Source organism: Dysgonomonas sp. 37-18 (assembly GCF_001899125.1).
Taxonomy (GTDB): Bacteria; Bacteroidota; Bacteroidia; order Bacteroidales; family Dysgonomonadaceae; genus Dysgonomonas.
On sequence record NZ_MKVC01000031.1, the window covers coordinates 64,333 to 85,208 of the forward strand.

At 38.2% G+C, this 20,876-nt stretch carries 18 protein-coding genes; 1 reads left to right on the top strand and 17 read right to left on the bottom strand.

All coding sequences use genetic code 11. The annotated features are described in order from the left end of the window. Positions 1–4 precede the first annotated feature (4 nt). The 13 genes from BGO84_RS12735 to BGO84_RS12795 all read right to left on the bottom strand — a co-directional run bounded on the left by BGO84_RS12735 (position 5) and on the right by BGO84_RS12795 (position 13,325). Complete coding sequence (locus BGO84_RS12735; protein WP_291029682.1) at positions 5–916, bottom strand: hypothetical protein; 912 nt, start codon at positions 914–916, stop codon at positions 5–7. Next, positions 913–2,949, bottom strand: coding sequence for a polyphosphate kinase 1 (gene ppk1 / locus BGO84_RS12740; protein ID WP_291029684.1), 2,037 nt, complete (start codon positions 2,947–2,949; stop codon positions 913–915). The genes BGO84_RS12735 and ppk1 overlap by 4 nt, the downstream gene beginning before the upstream one ends. Then, positions 2,950–4,032 carry a glycosyltransferase family protein gene (locus BGO84_RS12745; protein WP_291029686.1) on the bottom strand — a complete coding sequence of 361 codons (1,083 nt, stop codon included), beginning with the start codon at positions 4,030–4,032 and terminating at the stop codon, positions 2,950–2,952. Further along, complete coding sequence (locus tag BGO84_RS12750) at positions 4,029–4,826, bottom strand: UDP-2,3-diacylglucosamine diphosphatase (RefSeq protein WP_252639563.1); 798 nt, start codon at positions 4,824–4,826, stop codon at positions 4,029–4,031. Before BGO84_RS12750 ends, BGO84_RS12745 begins: the two co-directional genes overlap by 4 nt. A gap of 170 nt (positions 4,827–4,996) precedes the next feature. Then, positions 4,997–5,911, bottom strand: coding sequence for a hypothetical protein (locus BGO84_RS12755; RefSeq protein WP_291029688.1), 915 nt, complete (start codon positions 5,909–5,911; stop codon positions 4,997–4,999). A 490-nt stretch (positions 5,912–6,401) separates the two neighbouring features. Further along, positions 6,402–7,334: a WYL domain-containing protein gene (locus tag BGO84_RS12760; protein ID WP_283686667.1), complete on the bottom strand. Its 933-nt coding sequence runs from the start codon at positions 7,332–7,334 to the stop codon at positions 6,402–6,404. Positions 7,335–7,338: 4 nt separating this feature from the next. After that, a complete protein-coding gene (locus tag BGO84_RS12765) occupies positions 7,339–7,590 on the bottom strand; it encodes a hypothetical protein (protein ID WP_283686668.1) in 252 nt (83 codons plus the stop codon). Between the two features lie 6 nt (positions 7,591–7,596). Then, the gene (locus BGO84_RS12770; RefSeq protein WP_283686669.1) at positions 7,597–7,809 is read right to left on the bottom strand and encodes a hypothetical protein; all 213 of its coding nucleotides are present in this window, start codon (positions 7,807–7,809) and stop codon (positions 7,597–7,599) included. Beyond that, positions 7,809–8,117, bottom strand: coding sequence for a hypothetical protein (locus tag BGO84_RS12775; protein ID WP_283686670.1), 309 nt, complete (start codon positions 8,115–8,117; stop codon positions 7,809–7,811). Before BGO84_RS12775 ends, BGO84_RS12770 begins: the two co-directional genes overlap by 1 nt. 100 nt (positions 8,118–8,217) lie before the next feature. Next, on the bottom strand, positions 8,218–8,643 hold the full coding sequence (locus BGO84_RS12780) for a hypothetical protein (RefSeq protein WP_252639158.1): 426 nt from the start codon (positions 8,641–8,643) through the stop codon (positions 8,218–8,220). 1 nt (position 8,644) lies between these two features. Continuing rightward, on the bottom strand, positions 8,645–10,627 hold the full coding sequence (locus BGO84_RS12785; RefSeq protein WP_291029690.1) for a TlpA disulfide reductase family protein: 1,983 nt from the start codon (positions 10,625–10,627) through the stop codon (positions 8,645–8,647). 113 nt (positions 10,628–10,740) lie between these two features. Continuing rightward, positions 10,741–11,499 carry a LytTR family DNA-binding domain-containing protein gene (locus BGO84_RS12790; protein ID WP_283686673.1) on the bottom strand — a complete coding sequence of 253 codons (759 nt, stop codon included), beginning with the start codon at positions 11,497–11,499 and terminating at the stop codon, positions 10,741–10,743. Beyond that, entirely contained in the window at positions 11,496–13,325 is a 1,830-nt protein-coding gene (locus tag BGO84_RS12795; protein WP_283686674.1) for a histidine kinase, read from the bottom strand. The genes BGO84_RS12790 and BGO84_RS12795 overlap by 4 nt, the downstream gene beginning before the upstream one ends. Before the next feature lie 165 nt (positions 13,326–13,490). Here BGO84_RS12795 and BGO84_RS12800 point away from each other — a divergent pair, with 165 nt between their 5' ends. Continuing rightward, complete coding sequence (locus tag BGO84_RS12800) at positions 13,491–14,627, top strand: VWA domain-containing protein (RefSeq protein WP_283686675.1); 1,137 nt, start codon at positions 13,491–13,493, stop codon at positions 14,625–14,627. Between the two features lie 89 nt (positions 14,628–14,716). Here the strand turns inward: BGO84_RS12800 and BGO84_RS12805 are convergent, their stop codons facing one another. From BGO84_RS12805 to BGO84_RS18740, 4 genes are read right to left on the bottom strand one after another with little or no spacing between them, the layout of a single operon-like run. Beyond that, positions 14,717–16,120 (bottom strand): efflux transporter outer membrane subunit, encoded by a 1,404-nt coding sequence (locus BGO84_RS12805; RefSeq protein ID WP_283686676.1) that lies wholly within the window; start codon positions 16,118–16,120, stop codon positions 14,717–14,719. After that, the gene (locus tag BGO84_RS12810; RefSeq protein WP_283686677.1) at positions 16,117–19,290 is read right to left on the bottom strand and encodes an efflux RND transporter permease subunit; all 3,174 of its coding nucleotides are present in this window, start codon (positions 19,288–19,290) and stop codon (positions 16,117–16,119) included. The genes BGO84_RS12805 and BGO84_RS12810 overlap by 4 nt, the downstream gene beginning before the upstream one ends. Before the next feature lie 28 nt (positions 19,291–19,318). Continuing rightward, positions 19,319–20,425, bottom strand: coding sequence for an efflux RND transporter periplasmic adaptor subunit (locus tag BGO84_RS12815; RefSeq protein ID WP_283686678.1), 1,107 nt, complete (start codon positions 20,423–20,425; stop codon positions 19,319–19,321). A gap of 22 nt (positions 20,426–20,447) precedes the next feature. Then, positions 20,448–20,795, bottom strand: a complete 348-nt coding sequence (locus BGO84_RS18740) for a MarR family winged helix-turn-helix transcriptional regulator (protein WP_366246704.1) — start codon at positions 20,793–20,795, stop codon at positions 20,448–20,450. Between the last annotated feature and the right edge of the window lie 81 nt (positions 20,796–20,876).

The following is a 20,876-nucleotide window of genomic DNA, read 5'->3' on the forward strand; positions in this document are numbered from 1 at the left end:
TATATTATTTCTTACCAAGGATTCCAGATGTTTGATGCTCATGAAATAAATGATATATAATACCATCCGAAAGTCCGATCTTAGGAACGAATATTTCATTGACTTTACAAATCTTACTAATCGATAAGAATATCTTCAAAGCAGGAACAATAACGTCAGCACGGTAAGTATTAAGCTTATAAGACTGAATCCGCTCTTCATAACTCAATGATTTTAGACTGTCATAGAGTTTCTTCAGTTCGTCATAGCTGATAGGTTCCCGTTCTCTTTTCCCCAATACTTTGTGTATCTTATTTATGTTTCCACCCGATGCAATTATACTGAATGAGTTATTGTCTTTAGAGATATCTTTTAGCCAAGACTTAAATCGTTTTTCTTCATCTTCTTTTACGGCATCTACCAGTAAGCGCACAGTTCCCATCTGGAAAGAATTAGAGTCTACTTTTTGTTGATTGCTGTATACGATCACTTCTGTGCTGCCTCCTCCAACGTCAACATAGAGGTAGTTCTTCCTTTTGTCCATAAAGTTGTCCAACTCTCCGGCCTCGTATATAATTTCGGCTTCTTCCCTGCCGGTTATGATGTCTATGTTTATACCACTTTCGCGCCGTATGTCTTCTACGATATTAGCTCCGTTGGTAGCATCACGCATGGCGCTGGTTGCACATGCTCTGTAGTTCATCACACCATAGGCTTTCATTATATGTGAGAAACCCTGCATTGCATGTATAAGCCGCCACTCCTTATCTTTGCTTATTGTTCCAGAGGTAAATACGTCGTCACCCAAACGGATAGGTACACGGAGATAAGCTACCTTCTTGAAGTCGGGTGTTGTTCCGTTTACTTCGATGTTGTTTATAAGTAGGCGAATAGCATTAGAGCCTATATCTATTGCTGCAAATATATCTGTATTCATTTTTTATCATTCAGTTTCTTATAAAAATCGTATAAAGCTGTCTGAGAGCGGCAAGGAGGATTGTCTCCTCTCTTTACATAATTGTTGCTCCCAAAGACAGTGAGATCTCTTGCTTTTTCATTATCCGACCATTGTATATCAAAGAAGCTCTTCAATGTTTGTTTTATTTCTTTGTCGAGGATAGGAACTCCCACCTCTATTCTTCTGTCTAGATTTCGTGTCATCCAGTCTGCACTCATGATGTAAACTTTCTCGTCTCCGTCATTGTGGAATATAGCTATACGTGCATGTTCTAGATAGCGGTCTACAATGCTTATTACCCATATGTTCTCGCTTAGGTCTTTCATCTGAGGCTGTAAGCAGCATGCACCTCTCACGATAAGCCGTATCTCGACACCAGCCTGGCTTGCTTTGTAAAGCAGCTTCACCATTTCGTCATCGGTAAGGCTGTTAAACTTAGCAAATATATAAGCCCGTTTTCCGTTCTGCGCATTTTTTATTTCTTTTTTGATGAGGTTGACGAATTGATTGCGCATATAATAAGGGGAAACAAGCAGTTGCTTGCACGAGAAGTGTTTGTGTGTATTGATCAGAAAATCGAATACTATAGCCGTATCAGCTACTATTTGAGGATTTGATGTAAACAAGCCGAAGTCGCCATATATCTGAGCTGTTGCTTCATTAAAGTTGCCGGTTCCGATATATGCAAAATCTTTATTCTTGCGTTCTACCAAAACGATTTTGCTGTGTACCTTTAGTCCTGTGACGCCATGTATAACTTTTACTCCCTCTTTTTGCAGTATCTCCGAATATTCTACATTTTGTTCTTCATCGAAACGTGCCAGCAATTCCATTAATACGACTACTCTCTTGCCGTTTTTAGCTGCATTGATCAGGGCGTTAATAACTTTCGAACGTTCTGCTACACGATATAAAGTGATGTAGATACTTTCTACTTTAGGATCTATCGCTGCTTCCCGAAGGAAATCAATAAAGTGGTTGAATGTATGATATGGATAATTAAGTAATACATCTTTACGAGCAATGGTTTTCAATATGCTCGAAAAAGGCTTTATGTGCGGATGGTTTAGCGGAGCCAAGCTTTTGCTTTCAAGATCGGGACGCACTTTAGGGAATTTCATTAAATCCCTCATAAGATGATATCGCCCTCCCGCATCTAATTCCTCCCGCCTTTTTAGCTGGAGCTTTGATGATATGATATCTAACAAGTCTTCGGGCATTTCTCTGTCGTAGATGAGGCGAACAGGCTGTCCGTGCAGACGATTTTGCAATCCGGTTTCCATCTTCTCTATCAAGCTTTTAGATATGTCGTCATCTATTGTGAGTTGAGCATCACGCATCAGTTTGAATGTATATGCCGAAATACTTTTATAGTTAAACATAAAGAATATTTCGTCTAAGCATAAGCGAATTATATCATCTAAAAATATGATATCGTGTCTACCTTTTACTGATGGCAATACGACAAAGCGCGGACATGAAGAACTTACCGGAATTTGAATAATTGCATATCTGGAATCGTTTTTGTCGGAGCACATCTTAACCGCATGGTAGATATTGTTATCCCGCAAAAAGGGTAATTGAGTAGATTTGCGAATTATAAGTGGAACAAGAAGCGGGCTGACAACGCTCGAGAAATATTCGTGGCAGAACTGTTTTTGTTTCTGGTTCAGTTTTTTCTCATTCACTACATAAATATTATGTTTCTCCATTTCGGAGAGAACATCGATATAAGTTTGCATAAATTTCTTTTGCCCTTCAGAGACCTGACTGTTGATAAGGGGCAGTAATTCTTTAGCAGTGTATCCTCCCGAAAGGAGAGGTGCGCTCTTTCCTCTAATCTGACTAAGGCGAACAATATTGGCTATCCTTACCTTTATATACTCGTCCTGATTGTTTGAGAAGATACCAAGAAAACGAAGCCTCTGCATCAGAGGCACACTTTTGTCCTGAGCTTCCTGCAGTACCCGCTCGTTAAAGGTTAGCCAGCTTAAATCTCTGTTGTTTATCATTTATGCCAGTGTTGTTAGATGCCTTAAAAAAGTCTGCTCAGCCGAATTTACCCATTCACGAAAAGAGTCATCCGATTGTTGCTTTGTTTTCATATAGTTTAATAACACGCTCATATCAAAATTGTTTCCAATAATGCCTCCTCCAAAAGAGATAACATCAGCTGCGTTTACTTCCTGTTCTATATGAGCCGGGATCATCATGATGGCTTTCCCTAAATAGAGAGCTTCACAAACCGATTCGAACCCCGCTGTTGTAATATATCCGCAGCATCTGCTCATAAAGTTAAGGAATTTTTCATCATCGATCGTATGGAGTGTTAAATTTTCGTCTACTATTAGTTCCTTCAGTACATTTTGCTTATCCCAGAAGAAATGTAATTTTACGTCAGGATTTTGCTCGTGCCATGCCCTTACTTCATTTTCATACCCATGATTAAGCATGTATCCCAAAATATAGTCTTCGCTTGTAGGCTGTAGCGATAATATTTCGGATCGGAGCAGAGGCGGAACCACTGCAATACGTTCAGGTATATAATCTTTTAGTGGGTAGAACGATAAAGCCAAGGTTTTGGTTGCACCTACACCACATAGCAGCATGTGCAGCCTCAAGAACATCATTCCTTGTTCGTCTCCTTTTCCATGTAAATAGCCGGGATGTTTTAGCAGGTATTGATGTCCGATATTTACAATCGGGATATCGGTGCTAAATCGCAAATAGGTGAGCCCGGTAAGCAGTTCGTAGAAATTGACAATAACATCGGGTTCGTTTTTCTGTATACGCCGGTGTATTTTTTCTATGCTTTTTTTGTATTTTCTTAATCTCTTAGGAGATATGTTGAAAAGCAAAGTCTTTAAGAAGTGAATCCGCTTTTTATCTTTTTTGAATACAAAAGACAAGGTGTCGAAAGTTCTTACTTTAGCTCCGATTTTCTGATAAAAAAAATCGGGTATGACCCGAACCTTACTTTTTCCAACTAAAACTTCTACAACCTCGTGACCATTGCGGCGAAGGATATCAGACAAGGCTATAGCCTGAGTCATGTGCCCTCGTCCATCTCCTTGAACAATAAATAAATATCTCATATTGCAAATCTTATATCTTTCTTGTCTTCAAATACCGAATTGTTAGCCTGTGGCTCAGGTACATAATATTCAACCTCCCAATTGCCGTCATAGTCTTCGGTTAGAGCAGATAAAGATTCGACCCAATCGCCCGAATTCAAATAAAGAATATCGCCATAATATCTTTTTTCGGGTTGATGTATGTGACCGCATATAACCCCGTCACACTTTTTGTGGCGTGCTATATCTACAATATGTTTCTCGTAATCGCTAATGTATGATACCGATGCTTTTACTTTTTTCTTCACTTCTTGCGAAAGGGAGTAATAAGGCAAACCCTTTTTTTCTCGTCTGTTGTTGTAGTATCTATTGATCAGCATCAGTAGAGAGTAACCAACATCTCCGATTTTAGATAACCAGCTGTAGCGGGATGTAACAAGGTCAAATACATCTCCGTGGAGGACATAGAAACGTTTGTCTCCGCTTTTGTAGATATAATCTTTTACAATTTCTATATTCTGAAACTTGAAAGGAAGTATCCTGTCCATGAAGTCGTCGTGATTCCCTCTCAAATAGATTATCTTTGTTTTACGTTGTATATCCAATAGTAGTTTAATGAAATTACTGTGTCTCTTTTTCCACTTTGCTTTTCTTCCTCGCATCAATTGCCACCCATCAATAATGTCTCCGCATAAAATAAGAGTATCGCATGTGTTGTCTTTTAAATATCTTGTTGCTTCTTTCGCTTTCGACCATTTAGATCCCAGATGGATATCTGAAAGAACAATGGTTTTGTGATGTTTTTTGTTTGTCATATTTTTCTCTTTTTTTCATATCAAAAGAATAAATACATTATGACAACACTGTTAAGTATTTATGAATAAATGGTTAAGATTCAGACGGAAGTTTTATGTATAATATAAATGACGAGCAAACAGATGGTAGATATCTCTCTGTTTGCCATTCATCAGTATGGTGTAGTTTTTTATTTATCGATAGAAAGTGCAGGGGCAGACGGTTGATAGAAGTGGGTCATGTACAGGTCTTTGATAATGCCATCGGCGACACCTATTATGGGTGTTTCGATGACAAGTGCCCGAGCTAGTTTCATTACTTTAAGGTATATCCCGATTGCAGGTAATATGACTTCTGCCCGGTTGAGGTTTATTTTAAGATTCACCAGCCTTTCTTCGTAACTCATTTTTCTCATTTTAGCCGCAAAGCTCACTAACTCTTCTCTGCGTATGCGTCCGGAACGACGTAATAGTGAATCCAGCTTATTTATGTTTCCTCCTGACCCAATGAGGGATATCTTTATATAATCTTTGCTGTGTTCTATCAGCCAATTTTTCATTCTGTCCCATTCGGCTCTTTCTTCCTCCAACGGTAGTGAACGAATAGTGCCTAGCTTGAACGATTCGGATGCGATCTCTTTGTTCTGATAAAAAATAATGAGCTCTGTGTTTCCTCCACCTACATCCGTATATATATACACTCTGTTCTCTTCCAGTAATTCGTCTATTCTGTTTGTAAGAATAAAACGAGCCTCTTCTTTGCTGTCAATTACATCGATTTCGATGCCCGACTTGGCAACTACGTACTCCAATACTTCTTGTGCGTTAGAGGCTTCCCTGATGGCAGACGTTGCGCAGGCACGCCATATTTCTACATCATTTACCTGTATTAGTCCACGGAAAGATTGCATTAGGATGGCGAGCTTTTCTTTCTTCTGCTCACTTATATATCCTGTGGAAAATGTATCCTCTCCCAATTTTAAAGGGATACGGATTAATGAATCTTTTTTAAATACTGCACGTCCATTATAGTCGAGAACATCTGTAATAAGAAGGCGTACAGAGTTGGAGCCGATATCGATTGCTCCTAAGCGTCTAACATTCATAAGCTTTTTTTATTGGCAAAAATAAGTAAGAGGGGTTACAAAACTATTACTATTGGATTGCATTAAAATTAAGATTGTCGAATAGAACTAATAAGCAAAGAATTCTGTTTTATATTTGAAAAGTAACTCATTTTCAGAATATGAATAAAGAAATAAAGTACTGTCTCAACTGTAATAATAAAGTCTATGGTGAGTTTTGTAGTAAATGTGGACAGTCAATACATACTTCGCGTGTTAACTCCCAAGAGGTTTTTAGAGAATTGGGATATGGGTTATTTCATTTAGATAGCAGCATTATTAGACTTACTAACTCTTTATCAATCGATTACAAAGAGTGGATTTAAGAGAGGTAACGATTTGGCAACGGTTCTTTTGACTGAAATTTTCGTTACTTTGCATAGTGCCAGATAACGATTACAAAGGTAAAAATTATATTTTCTATTCTGTTTTTTCACAAAGGAATATTTGAAAACTAACAACCTTTCCTCTTTTATTCGTCTATCGCAAAGCTCTCTCCTGTTTTATATCCGTTTAGTGTTGCTTCTAGAACCTTAATCATATCTAAACGGAACGACTCAGGTGATAATACAGCTAGTTTATCTCTATTCCATAAGAACTCTTGTTTAAGGTCATAAGTGGGTCTGACAAATATTTCGAAATCAGTATAATCTTCTGTTTCATTGATCAATTCCTGAGACTCATGCATTGGTACATCTGTTAGGTATAAATTCTGAGGAAAGAAAGCCCTAAATCGGATTGAGATAGGATCATACTGACGGATTATACCGTAACAATGAGCAAAATATGTATTAGGATTAAGAGTTCGTTTCAATTCTTTCGGTAATTTATGTTGATCTTCTATAATAGACGCGTCAAGAATTCTTTCAAGAGCGAATGTCGTACACCTATTCTGTTCTATATCTGCACCAATTACATACCAACGTTGCTTAAACAGACGGATAAAGACAGGTTGAAAGGTATAATTCTTTGAGGCTTTGTAGTGAGACTTATAGGTCAAACTTAAAGATTTATTCTGCTCTATGCTATCCATTATGATCTGAATTCGCTCTAATCCCAAAGGAGCATTTTCTAAAATTAGATTCTGATGTTTTTGGCATAATTCTCCCAAGTTAGAAATGCGTAAACCACTTAGCATCCATTGAATAGCTGTATTTCTATCCAATTCTTCCGTTGAAGATATTTTATAGATACCTCCATTGCTTTTCTCGCATACAATATCAATGTTAAAGAGTGATTCTGTTTCGTTTCTGTAACGGTGGAAGCTTCGCTCGGTTAACAAACCTCCATCAGGATTGTAAGAAGAAATTCTCCATTTATGTTGAATTTCGTCAATGGTTAGTCCTTGTTTGTTTAGCAATAAGGTATCTATTAACCAAATGCAGAATTTATATTTAAAGTTCATACAGTCAATCTATTTTGAAAAATTCAAAAATCTTATTAGTTAATAATTTGCTCGCTTTGTAAATCAGTTTTAAACTTAGTATAAAATAAATTATAATACCCACAATCCAATACCATTCAAGTTCAAGAGGCGTTGTAGCTGTTGTTGCACCACTCCCTTCTAATAGAATTAATAGAAGCATAGGTATAAAAAAAAGAATTGCCGAACCGCCAGTCAATACTAAGCAAAATATGATAAATGTAATAATTCCTTTCATAAGACTCTATTTTATGATAAAATAAACAATATATTTTAAAACTAAATATGTAAGATAGAACAAGGTAAATCCGATAATAACGACAACCAATATAGCCCCGATAAGACCTATCGATTCTCGTAATCCGGCTAAACCTGAGAGTGCAAAAATAGATGGGATTGAATAAGATAGAAGGCATATCACTATGGATATCCAACTTGCTATATTTTTCTTATCCATTATACTATCTCTATTTGAATACCAGAATCATCTGTAGTGTTGAGTAGATAGACTTTGTCGTCCTTTATACTCAGACTCTTTTGCTCGTTGTTGTATGTCAGGATAAATGCAGAGCCAGCTTCGGTAACAGACAGTTCTGTATCGCCTATTATTTTCTCTACAATGTTGCAAATAGGTATAGTTGCGAGGAAAGTCTTTTGGGATACTGTGATAATAAGGTTGTCTTTGTCTGCGAGTACAGATATCCGATTTTTTTCGAATTTCCAAACCAATTCTTTTCTAATTTCGGATACTTTAATTTTTTCCATAACATTCTGCTTTTTGATTTTTATTTATAATGAATGATATGGCAAAAATAACAGCCCTTGTTGCCAAGAGCTGTCAGTGAAGGAAGAATGTGTTGTTTTTTTAAAAATCGAGATATAAAGTTTCATCTTTATTATCCCAAACTTTGCAAAACTCGGAGAAACTTTCTAATGGATTTTGTGAGACAATGGAACTTATTCCTCGAAGAGATGCTAAAATTATTTCCCTATCATCACTCTTTAGTGCATCGTCAAGAGCAGCATAATGTGCATTCAGAGCAGTTTGACGCTCCCCAAATACCATTTGTAGTATTTCCCTTGTTTGTTCATATTTCATTGTCATTAATCGAATCTCTTTATCATTCTGCTTTTCTAATGCTTTTAGCTGAAATGACATTCGATTATGTTCTCTCCAAGCTTCTTGTATTTTATTTAGAGCATCAGGGTTGTCTTTTAAATGATTCTCTAACCTTGTAGCAACTACAAGGCTCGCCTTTTTTAAAGTGTTTTTTTTTGAATCGTCACTCATATTATTCTATTACTTTTGATTGATTGATTTTATTATATTCCGAACACAATATCATTAAATGTTTAATATCTTCCTTAAATTGTATTGATTGTATGAAATCTTCCTCTGCTTTATTTTTGAATATATATCTACTTAGACTAGGTTCCCCAAATATTTTTTCTCTTAGTGGTTCATAAGCTGCAATAAAGGCTTTGTTACAAACAACCAGAGCTACTAATATCTCTGACTGCCTTAATAAACTTGCTTTATATATCAGAATAGCATGAATACTCTGATCTATATATTTTATAGCACTATTAATACCATATTCTGCTTTGATTAATGCCTCTTTCATTTCTTTATTTACATCAATAATCTGTTCTATCGAATGAAAAAGAGCATCTATGGCAAAATCTATCGCTACATCGGTTAAGTCCCCTTTAGAGACTCCGCCCTTAATTTCAATAGATTTATTAAGTTTATCCAAAGAATTGCTTAAACTTAATCCCATATTTGAAAAGAACAAATCTGACTGATAATTAACATCTTCAACCTTATCTACTTTAAGATCCATCACTTCAGCTATTTCGTGACTTTTGTCTACTAGAACCACTTGCTTTTTGCCCTCTACTTTTTTCTTCCCTATAAAAATCAATTCTTTAGCAAGGAATAAGTTTCTATAAGATGTTATTCTGGCAGTTTCCAGATAGTCACTTAATCTCTTGTTAAAATCTGCTAAAATTTTTAGATTTTCCTTTAGATCAGAACAAGAAGCAGAAAGACATCGTAACCGATCCATCTTCTTCTCCAATTTAGAAGACTTCCCTCCGGTAATAACATTCTTACCAAATCTTTTTACACCTCCCAAGAAACTAGTATCTTTCGATTCACCCTCAATATAATACTTCTTTTTTATATCTTCCTGATTTGCTATTTCTTGCCGTGCCTTTTCCAAATCCTGAACATCCAATACCTGAGGCCATTCTTTCAGGTTATATTTTTCTATAGCAGACATATACCTTTTTTTGTCCGAATCGGAAGATATACCGATAATCATGAATCCTTTATCTCTATACTTTTTATACAGTTCCTTTAGAGATGGAAAACCTTTGATACAATTTCCACATGTGCTAGACCAGAAATCGAGCAGAACATAAGATTTCCCTTTATAGTCTGACAACCTTATAGTATCGCCACTAACAAGGCTATAAGTAGAAAAGTCCGACGCTTTTTGCCCAACTTCTGTTTTTTGTGCCAGAGCCTTTTCGTCATCAACATCTTGTATTATTTTTTTTGCGAGTAGTCCTAATTGCGAACTTTTCACTTCATCGGAAAGGTGGGTATATAGCATCTTAGTACTGTCCAACGGATAAGATTCAAGCTCAGCCCATCTTATTATATCTAACAATTGTCCCGCAGCTATCAAAGAGTTAGGATTATCTTGAATATAATCTATCTTAAGCCTCCTTATCTTATTTCTAAAATGTACACTAATAGGTCTCAGTCTGTCAATATTTTCTTTTAAAGTCCGGTAAGTCTCCTCATTTTGATTTTGGTTGAATTTTTTCATAAGAGGATCTATAATATCGGTAAATTGTATCTGAATGCTATCTTCGAAGTTTGCCAATTGTTTTCTCAGTGGTTTATATATTTTCTCCGAATCTGTACCTTCCAAATTGTAATTAAAAACACTTACACCGAAAAAGTCCATCTTCATTTGCTTAGGTTCTACATATACTTCTATTACATTAGAGTTATCAAACTTAATATAGGCTTTGGTCAGATCATTTATATGCAGATCGAATGAAAAGTGCCCGTCTACAATCCGGCATGTATCCGAAAAACTTATCCATTGATTGTTTTCTAATGTACGGTAGTATATAGTAACGGTATCGGTTGGCGAATTTTCTATTGTTGCTTCCAGTACAGCTTTTTGTTGAGAAGCAGGAGTACAGGCTATGAGGAACGAAATACCAATCAGAATAGAAAATAAATACTTTTTCATGGGAACAATAAATTAAGTTTTACGTTGTAATATAACGTAATATTTAGCAAAAAAAGTATACAAAAACATCAGAATCAATAACCTGTAAGATAATTCCCAAACCCTAGTCTCCATCAGGCTTTGAATATTCTAAGAAATTCTTCCTTGTAAGTGGTTGAGATTTCTATTTCTGTTTCGTCCGAAAGAGTTACGTATCCACCTGAATTTTTATGATAAGATTTCACATAGTTGAAGTTTATAATGTGTGACTTATGCACACGTATAAATGGGTAGGGCAATATCTCATGAAAGTGCTTGAGAAAACGGCATACCATCTTCTTAGTCTTGTTGTTGAGGTAGATATCCGTAAAATTACCATTACCCTGCAAGCGGATTATATCTTCCATTTTCACTACTTCGAAGCCTTCGAGAGTGGGCAGGATCACTTGTTGTTTTTCGGGTTTGGGCTCGCGGAAATTTTCAACAAGGATTTTGTTCCGGTTAAATATTTCCTTGTTTATAATATGCTGCTGCACTTTATTTACGGCAATAATGAGCTCCTCAATACTCACCGGTTTGAGCAGATAGTACGCGGCACTCTGATTGAGCGCACGCAACGAATATTCGGAAAATGCTGTAACAAAGATTGTCTCAAAGTACAAATTCTTACAAGCCTCCAATACATCAAAAGCATTTCCGAATGGCATTTCCACATCCAGAAATACAAGTTGGGGCTCCAACTCATGCAGCAAAGGAATGGCATCTTTTCCGTTATGCGCCTCCCCTACTATTTCTACCTGAGGGCAATATTTGCCTAAATAGTTTTTCAGGGCTTCACGTGCGGCGGGCTCGTCCTCAACAATTACACTTCTTATTTTTTGTAAGGTATTCATTGCTTATTCTTATTCATTATAGGAAAACGCAGGGAGACAATTACACCTGTCTCCTCCCCTTCTTTTTCGGTTATGTCTATCGATATATTTGTACTGTAGAGGCTGTTTAGCAGGTTGATACGCTCATATGTATTAGTCAATCCACGCGAATTATGTTCCCGCTGATGCTTCGTTTTCAGTTCTTTGCTCCTTGTGAGACCTATACCATTATCCTCAACAATGGCATAAAGGCAGTTATTCCCTTGTACGACCTTCAAGGTCAGCAAGCCTATCCCTTCCTTGTAACGCAAACCGTGCCAAATAGCATTTTCGAGTTGTGGCTGTATCAGCATATTTGGTATGAAGAGAGCATCACTGTCTATCCCCTCATCCACCTCTATTTTGTACTCAAATTTATCGTGGAAACGCATATATTCAAGATCGAGATATTCTTTCATTTGCTCTATTTCCGTTGTGAGGGAAATAAAATCTTTATTGGAGTTCTCCATAATATTACGCATCAGCTTGGAATAGGATGAAAGATATTTGTTGGCTTCCAACTCGTTGTTTTGTGCAATAAACTGATTCACACTATTCAGGCTATTGAAAATAAAATGCGGGTTCATTTCCCTTCGCAACGACTGTAATGCAATGCGCTTGTTCTTTTTCTTTATCGAATATAGCGCTTTTGCTATAAAAAGTAAGAATATGAAGATAAGCACCACGACGCCCGAAAGGACATAGTTGAATTTATTCTGTTTTACAATAAGTGCATCTTTGAGTTCACGCTCTTTTTCCAATTGCAGGATTTTATCTTCCTGCACTTGAAAGAATTTTTCATCAATCAGTGTACTGTCTGCTCTTACCAGCGGTTCGAGCTTATTCATAAAGTCGGCATAGACCTCCAATGCTTTTTGTGGCTGCTTATCTTTCTTATACTGTTGCACCAGAAGTTCGAGACTATTTTTAGCATCTATAGTTTGTCCGTTATCTATCGCTAACTCATAAGCTTCCTTCAATGTTTTTATACCCTCTTCTTTCTTATTGGCTTCGAGCAAGGCATTAGAAAGTGTTTGCAGTTGTTGTACCTCTGCACGTGTATTCACATTACGTGCCTCGGCTACCAGTTGTTTATTTACCTCTATCGCCTTCTCAGTCTGATTGTCCGCAACGAGGGCACTGGCTATACCCTTCTTTATCTTAAAAGCCTCCTCAGGCTGATCTTTGACCGTTACCAAGGCTCTTTCCAGATTCTTTATAGCCTCGGGGGCATTATCCATTTTCATATTAACTTCGGCCAACTGCTGATAACCAAGCGCTCTTTCTTCCGGCTCTGTGACCAAATCGAGATTTTGCTGTATATAGTATGCCTGCGTCTGAGGGCTGCCCTGATTAGATAGCCTGCTTATATTATGATCATCTATTTTTTGTTGTTTTTTGCTGGATGTGTTCCTCCGCGCGAAATTCAAGCTCGAAATAGCCGCACTTGTTTTGTTCTGGGCTTCCTGTACTTTTGCCAGCTCTCTATCTACAGCGGCAATTTTTTCTTTATTCTTTGCTTTTTCATAAAGTTTCTTAGCGCGGGTCAAGTAATCTTCGGCCTTGGCATATTCCTTCTTATCGGCCAATTCCTTTGCTAGCTTTTCATAGCTTTGAGCTACTTCCTCGTCGGATCTGCCTTCTTCTATAGCTTTCGACACTTCCATAAGAACAGAACTACCCGAAACCTGTTCTTTCGAAGCCTTCCCTTTTGATTTCTGCTCGACTTCTTTGCTTACGGGAGTCTGTGCCTGACAGATTACTGTAGACAACCCAAAAAGTAGTATGATGATGTATTTTAGAAACATATCAGCCTTTTTATATTGCTTAACTTCTGATTGTAAAGTAAATACTTTTAAAACATTTATAGACTATGTTTTACCAACTCAAAGTCTGAGTTCACCCATTCTGCCCAAAATACTATTTCTGAACATTATACATTTGAACATCACAACCAACTAAATTACAATGATATGAAAAAGTTTATACTATTAACCACAATGTTGTTAGCTTTTTCGGCAATTACACTTTGCAACACTAACACAACCAATGATGAAATGAACCGCGAGACAAAAATCCAAGTCGCTATCCTTCTGGATACATCGAGCAGTATGGACGGGCTTATCGAACAAGCCAAGTCGCGCCTATGGAATATTGTAAACACACTGACTACACTAAAGTATAACGGACGTTCGCCAAAAATCGAAATAGCCATCTTCGAATACGGAAACGACAATCTGCGCAAGTCGGATGGATATATCAGACAGGTTACCCCATTAACGACCAACCTTGATAATATCTCCGAAAGGCTGTTTGCATTAACCACTTACGGAGGAGACGAATATTGCGGTACGGTAATCAGCAAAGCTGTGGAGATGCTCAATTGGGGAACTAATTCATCTGACATGAAACTGATATACATTGCCGGAAATGAACCGTTCACTCAAGGACGTGTGACATACAGAACAGCTATAGAAAGGGCTTTGGCTAAAGGAATTTACGTAAATACAATTCACTGCGGAGATGCAGAAAGCGGCATTAGAGGCATGTGGCGCGACGGAGCTGTAAAAGGTCAGGGAAAATTCTTCAACATAGACCACAATGCACGTGTCCGTTACTACGATACTCCTTACGACGACCGTATCAGCGCATGTAACGAGCGCCTCAATAAAACATACATCAGCTATGGATTACAAGGATCTGCAAATGCAGAGAATCAAATGCGTCAGGATAGAAATGCAATGGGTATATCTAAATCTAACTTTGCCGAACGTGCTGTTAGCAAATCCAAACAGGTCTATAACAATAGTTCGTGGGACTTGGTAGACAAAGTAAAAGAAGACCAGAATGCATTGAATGAAATCAAGCAATCGGAATTGCCTAAGGAATTACAAAACAAATCGAAAGCTGAAATTAAAAAGGCAATCACAGAGAAAGAAGCCGAACGCGCCACGATACAGAAAGAGATATCCGACCTTGCAAAAAAACGTCAGGAATATATCGACCAGCAAGCAAAAAAGGACAATACCACAGGCGACGATCTGGGCAAAGCTATCAACGAATCTATCCTTGCTTTTGCAAACAAGAAAGGCTATACTATCAGTAAATAATCAACCGATCTATAACATTGTTGAGACAAAAAAACTACAGGTTTCACAACCTGTAGTTTCTCATTTAGGTACAAATTTGAAAAAGCGGCTTACTCAGATCCTCCGCCTAGTGCTCTGTAAAGAGATACACAATATTGTAATTGTTCTAATTTGTCTCCCACCTGTCCAAGTTGTGCTTGAAGTAAGTTTTGTTCAGCATTAAGCACTTCTATGTAATTTGCTTCACCGGATTTCAGTAATTCCTGTGTAAAATCAACAGCTGTTAATAAAGATCTTACCTGCATCTTACGTGTTTCATTTTTCTTGAGAGACGATTCGTAGCCGAAAAGGATATCGGAGACCTCTTTACTTGCAGAAAGCACTATTTTTTCGAAGTTTAGCAATGCCTCTTCTTGTTGCGCCTTCGTTATTCTTAGATTTGAGATAAGTTGTTTTCTTGCAAATAATGGTTGAGTAAGACCTCCTATGATATTGGCAAAGATATTCTCAGACTTGAAAAAGCCAGACAAAGACGACGCGCCATACCCAATCATTCCCGAACTTAATGTAATAGACGGATAAAAGCTTGCCTGTGCAGCATTTTTCAGTTCAAATGCACTCCTAAATCCCAGTTCGGCCTGTTGCACATCAGGACGTTTTGCCAGCATTTGTACAGGAACACCATAACTCATATCTGAGGTACTTTGCTCTGCAAAACTCGATCTTTGAATACTACCCGACTTCCTTCCCAACATCAAACAAAGCGAATTCTCTAATTGCTGGATTTGAATTTCCAAATCAGGAACACTTATTTGTGTATTGTATAGCATCGCTTTACTTTGTTCTACCGCTGCACCATTGAGCATCCCTGCTTCTTTCAGAGCTTCCATGGTTGCGGTACTTTCTTCCAGCAAAGCGATAGTTTCGTTTGTAACCTTGAGCTGTTCGTCCAGAGCCAATAACGAATAATACGAAGTGGCGATGTTGGAAATCAGCGAAGTTTGTACCAGATTCCGATACGATTGACTTGAGAGGAATTGTGCATACCTTGCCTTCGACTGCCGATTCATCTTACCCCAAAGGTCTGCTTCCCAACTCACAGCAACTCCCAAGCTATAAACTTCCTGATGATACCCAAGAACATCTTTATTCTTGCCTGTCTGATCTACACTCTGACGCTTATGGTCGACCTGTCCTACCAATGCCACATCGGGAAAATATGCCGCCTTTGCCATGCCCAGCGCAGCTTCTGCCTGACGGATTCTTGTAGTTGCAATCTGCAAATCGAAATTATTACCGAGACCCTCATCTATAAGAGATTGTAATATAGGATCTTTAAAATATTCCCGCCAAGGGATATTGGCAATTGTAGTAGAATCCTCAACGGCTCTGTCTCTAAATAAATTCTCGGTATCTACTTCCGGAGCTTTATATTTATTGAACACTTGGCAAGATGTTAATATTACCGGGATGATTAATCCCAGTAATACTATTTTTACATATCTACTTTTCATTGCTTTACTGATTTATTTGTTTCTGACATCTGCATTTTTCCACTAAATCGTTCTTGTAAGCTCTGGAATACAATGTATAATGTCGGTATCACCAATATACCTATCAATGTTCCGAAAAGCATCCCGCCTATTGCACTGATCCCGATAGACTGGTTTCCGATTGCTCCTGCTCCCGAGGCAAAAGCCAATGGAAGCAACCCGAAGATGAATGCAAAAGATGTCATCAGAATAGGACGCAGACGGGCTACTGCCCCATTAATAGCAGCTTCCACAATAGACATTCCCTGCTGACGCCGTTGTATACCATATTCTACAATCAAGATTGCATTTTTGGCTAACAGACCGATAAGCATAACCAGCGATATCTGTACATATATATTGTTTACTATACCGTTAGATACCCCAAAGAGTACGAGGAATATAAATACTCCGGCCAAACCGACAGGCAATGACAGCAATACGGCAAACGGCAGAATATAGCTTTCGTACAGAGCTGCTAAAAGTAAGTATACGAAAATCAACGAAATGCCGAATATGAGTATTATCTGACTAGCCGATTCGGCTTCCTGCCGTGTCATTCCCGAATATTCATAGCTATATCCGCTTGGGAATATAGTTTTATCCTCACTCATTTCTTCAATGACCCTCATCACATCGCCCGAACTGTATCCGTCAATCATGTTAGGAACGATGATAACATTCATCGATTGGAACATATTGAAGCGATTGAGCATCTGAGGTGCTGTTACGTCTTTGATATTTATAAACCCGGTGATAGGAGCCATCTCTCCCGACCCTGTCTGGACAAACAAACCATCGAGGTCATCTAACTTACTCCTATATTCAGGGCTGGACTGCAACATCACCTTAAATTGTTTTCCGTACAGGTTGAAATTTGAGATATAAGCACTTCCGATATAGGCTTGCAATGTCCCCATCACCTGATTGAGAGTAAGTCCCGCTTCTTTTATTTTTGCAACATCCGCTTCAATTTCTTTTTGAGGAAAGTTGGGGTTGAAATTGGTCATGGCCATCATCACTTCGTCCCTCTCCTCTAATTTGGATATGAAATTAGTTGTTACATCATAGAAGGCATGAATGTCTCCACCCATTCTGTCCTGAAGCTGCATCTCAACTCCGGCACCTAAGCCAAATCCCTGAAGAGTAGGAGTTGCCATGAAGAAAAATTCTGCATTATTGATATTCTTTGTTTTTTCCTCCAAGATACTAACCACCTGATTGGTAGATATTTTACGTTCGCTCCACGGATCCATTTTTAATATAACAGTACCATAAGAACTACCCAGGCCGCCAATAAAATTAACCCCTGTTATATTGGTTATGTTATCTATACTTTCAATCTCGTTAGCTATATCTACAAGTTCGTTAACTAAAGAATCGGTTCTCTCGAGCGATGATCCCGGAGGTAAGGTTACGAAAGCCATTACTACCCCGCTATCTTCCTGAGGCACAAATCCTGTTGGGATAACTTTCATCAATCCGAATAAAATTGCTGAAGCCACGAGGATAATGGTAACAGTTATCCAGCGATGTCCCCTCTTTCCTAAGAAATGCAATGCCGATTTATATTTTTGAGTCCCGAAGTTGAATGCGGTATTAAATGTATAAGTGAAACGGCGGAAAAGACTTTTCTTTCCCCTCTCATCATCATGATTATTTACTTTTAGAAACATCGCACACAAAGCCGGGCTTAGTGTAAGGGCATTAACCGCCGATATAAGAATAGCCACACAAAGGGTGAGCCCAAATTGCTTGAAGAAAATACCGGACGACCCACCGATGAAACTAACCGGGATGAACACTGCGGCCATTGCCAACGTGATGGATACAATAGCAGGAGCGATCTCTTTCATTGCGGTTAGTGTTGCAACCTTAGGATCTGTCTCTCCATTTTCCATCTGAGCATGAACGGCTTCAACCACCACAATGGCATCGTCTACCACTATACCGATAGCTAAAACTAAAGCAAATAACGTGAGTAGGTTGATGGAGAATCCGAACAACTGCAAGAAGAAAAATGTGCCGATAATAGCCACCGGCACAGCAATAGCCGGAATGACAGTGGAACGGAAATCCTGCAAGAAAACAAAGACAACCAAGAAAACCAATACGAATGCCTCAAGCAAAGTGGTTACTACTTTTTTGATAGACTCGTTTAAGAATTCACTCGAATCCATAAAATAATTGATCTTTACTCCCTCCGGAAATGATTTTTCCGCTTCATTGAGTACCGCTTTTACGTTTTCAATAACCTCCTGAGCATTAGATCCTGCGGTTTGACTAATGGATATAAAAACACCTTCTTCTGTTTTATTTACCATGGAAGTAACCGTATAATTCTCTGATCCCAGTTCGACGTCGGCAACATCTTTTACCCTTAATATCTGTCCCTTGATGGAACGGATAATAATATCACCAAACTGTTCGGGTGACTTTAGCCTGCCTGTATATTTCAAGGTATACTGAAACGACTGATCGCTGTTTTGCCCCAGTTCTCCGGGAGCAGCTTCTATATTCTGATCTTGTAGCGCTCCGATAACTTCCTGCACAGATAGCTTATATGATGCCATAACATCGGGTTTTAGCCAGATACGCATCGAGTAGTCTTGCGCACCATATACTCCGGCATCCCCCACCCCATACACACGTTTGATTTGAGGCAGTATATTGATGTTGGCATAATTTTGCAGAAATTGCCCGTCATATTCTTTATTGCTGGTGGATATGGTAAGCCCCAGAATCGTACTATTCTGCTGTTTAGCTACAATAACCCCATTCTGATTCACCTCTTGAGGCAAAACAGGAGTTGCTCTGGCTACCTTGTTTTGTACATTTACAGCTGCAATATCGGGATTTACACCTTGCTTGAAAAAGATACGGATATTTGCCATACCATTATTCGATGCCGAAGATGTCATGTAAGTCATCCCTTCTACTCCGTTTATCTGTTCTTCGAGAGGTATAATAACACTATTCATTACAACCTCTGCATTCGCGCCCGGATATATTGTCACTACCTGAACTGTGGGTGGGGCAATGTCCGGATATTGTTCTACCGGCAATGTTGCCAATCCTATTATTCCCAATACTACAAATATGATAGAAATAACGGTGGACAATACAGGCCTTTCTATAAATGTTTTTAACATTATATTTTCTTTTTAATATTATGAGCTATTATTGTATCTTTATTTTCTGTTTGTTGCTTAAGGTGGCAACACCGTCTGCAATAATCCGGTCATTTACATTCAGACCTTGAGTTACTGCATAATCTTTTCCATCCGGTGTAGATATAACCGATACAATGGTTTGCACAACGGAGTCTCCCAGCACCTTATATACCAAAGTTTTGTCTTGTTGGGTGAATGTGCATTTTTGAGATATTACAAACACATCCTGAAGTGTTCGGGGAATACCTATTTTTCCACTCGTCCCACTTCTTAACACCCCATCCTTGTTCGGAAACTCGGCTCTGAATGTTGCTGATCCGGTAGTTATGTTTACAATTCCTGTTATGGTTTCGAGTTTTCCTCTTTCTTCATACTCAGTGCCATTGGCTAAGGTTAATATAACTTTAGGCGCATTTTTGATTTTTTCGGCTTGTGTCTTTCCCTCCAATGTATTCAAAAACTCACTCAATGCTTTTTCGTTTAGCGAAAAATAGACATACACATTTTCTGTATTAGCAACGGTAGTCAATACATTTGCAGGATTTACCAGACTTCCATTACGAAATGGAATAGATTCTACAATACCATTTACAGGGCTTGTTACATTTGTCCAGCTAATGGTTGCCTGTGCATTTTTTAAAGCCGCGTTAGCCTGCTCCAAAGCCGCCAAAGCTGTCTCATAAGAGTTCTCTGCCGTCTCTAACTGTACCGTTCCGACAATCCCCTTTTCGGCTAAAGGTCTTACCCTGTTTACGTTTATCTTAGCCGTATTTACCTGAGCAGTTGCACTACTCACCTGAGCTTTTGCTGTAGTTAAAGCCTGTTCGGATTGCGGGGAGTTAATTTTAAATAAAGACTGCCCTTTTCTTACTACAGAACCTTCATCAACGTAAATGGCTTCTATAAAACCATCGATCCGGGGACGGATCTCAATATCTTCCTGCCCTCTTATTGTAGCCGGATAAACAGACAATAATTCTGCATCTTGCTTTTGCATAACTAAAGTTGAATATGTCCGCACTTCCGCTTCCTCTCCGAATGGGTTTTGCCTCTTCCCGCATGAAGAAAATAGGACTAGAATAAGTATTCCTGTTGTAATTTTAGTGAGCTTCATATAATTAATAATTTAATTTGTTCTATACCAGCCTCTCTAATAGTATATCTAAGATGGATACCAGATGTTCTTTATCAATATTTTGAAAAAGAGACTCATTCATTGATTTAATCTTGACAGAAGCTTTTTTATACAACTCGAATCCTTTGGGAGTAAATTCTATCTCTACAGTTCGAGTGTTAATAACACCGCGACTTCTTGTTATTAAGCCTTTTCTTTGTAGATTGCGTAATATTGTCGAAGTAGTCATCGGATCTATTTCGGTTGTGTTTGAAAGGTCTATTTGAATGATTTCTCTCTTCTGAATTGAAAATTGATAAATTGCAGATAGAATATCGAACTGTGGACCTGTTAATTCAAAACTACTCAAAAGGGCTCTTCCCTAAAAGTTGTGGACTAGGCATAAATATTCGTTAATCTAAATAAAAAATAGGGTATATGCTTTACTCCT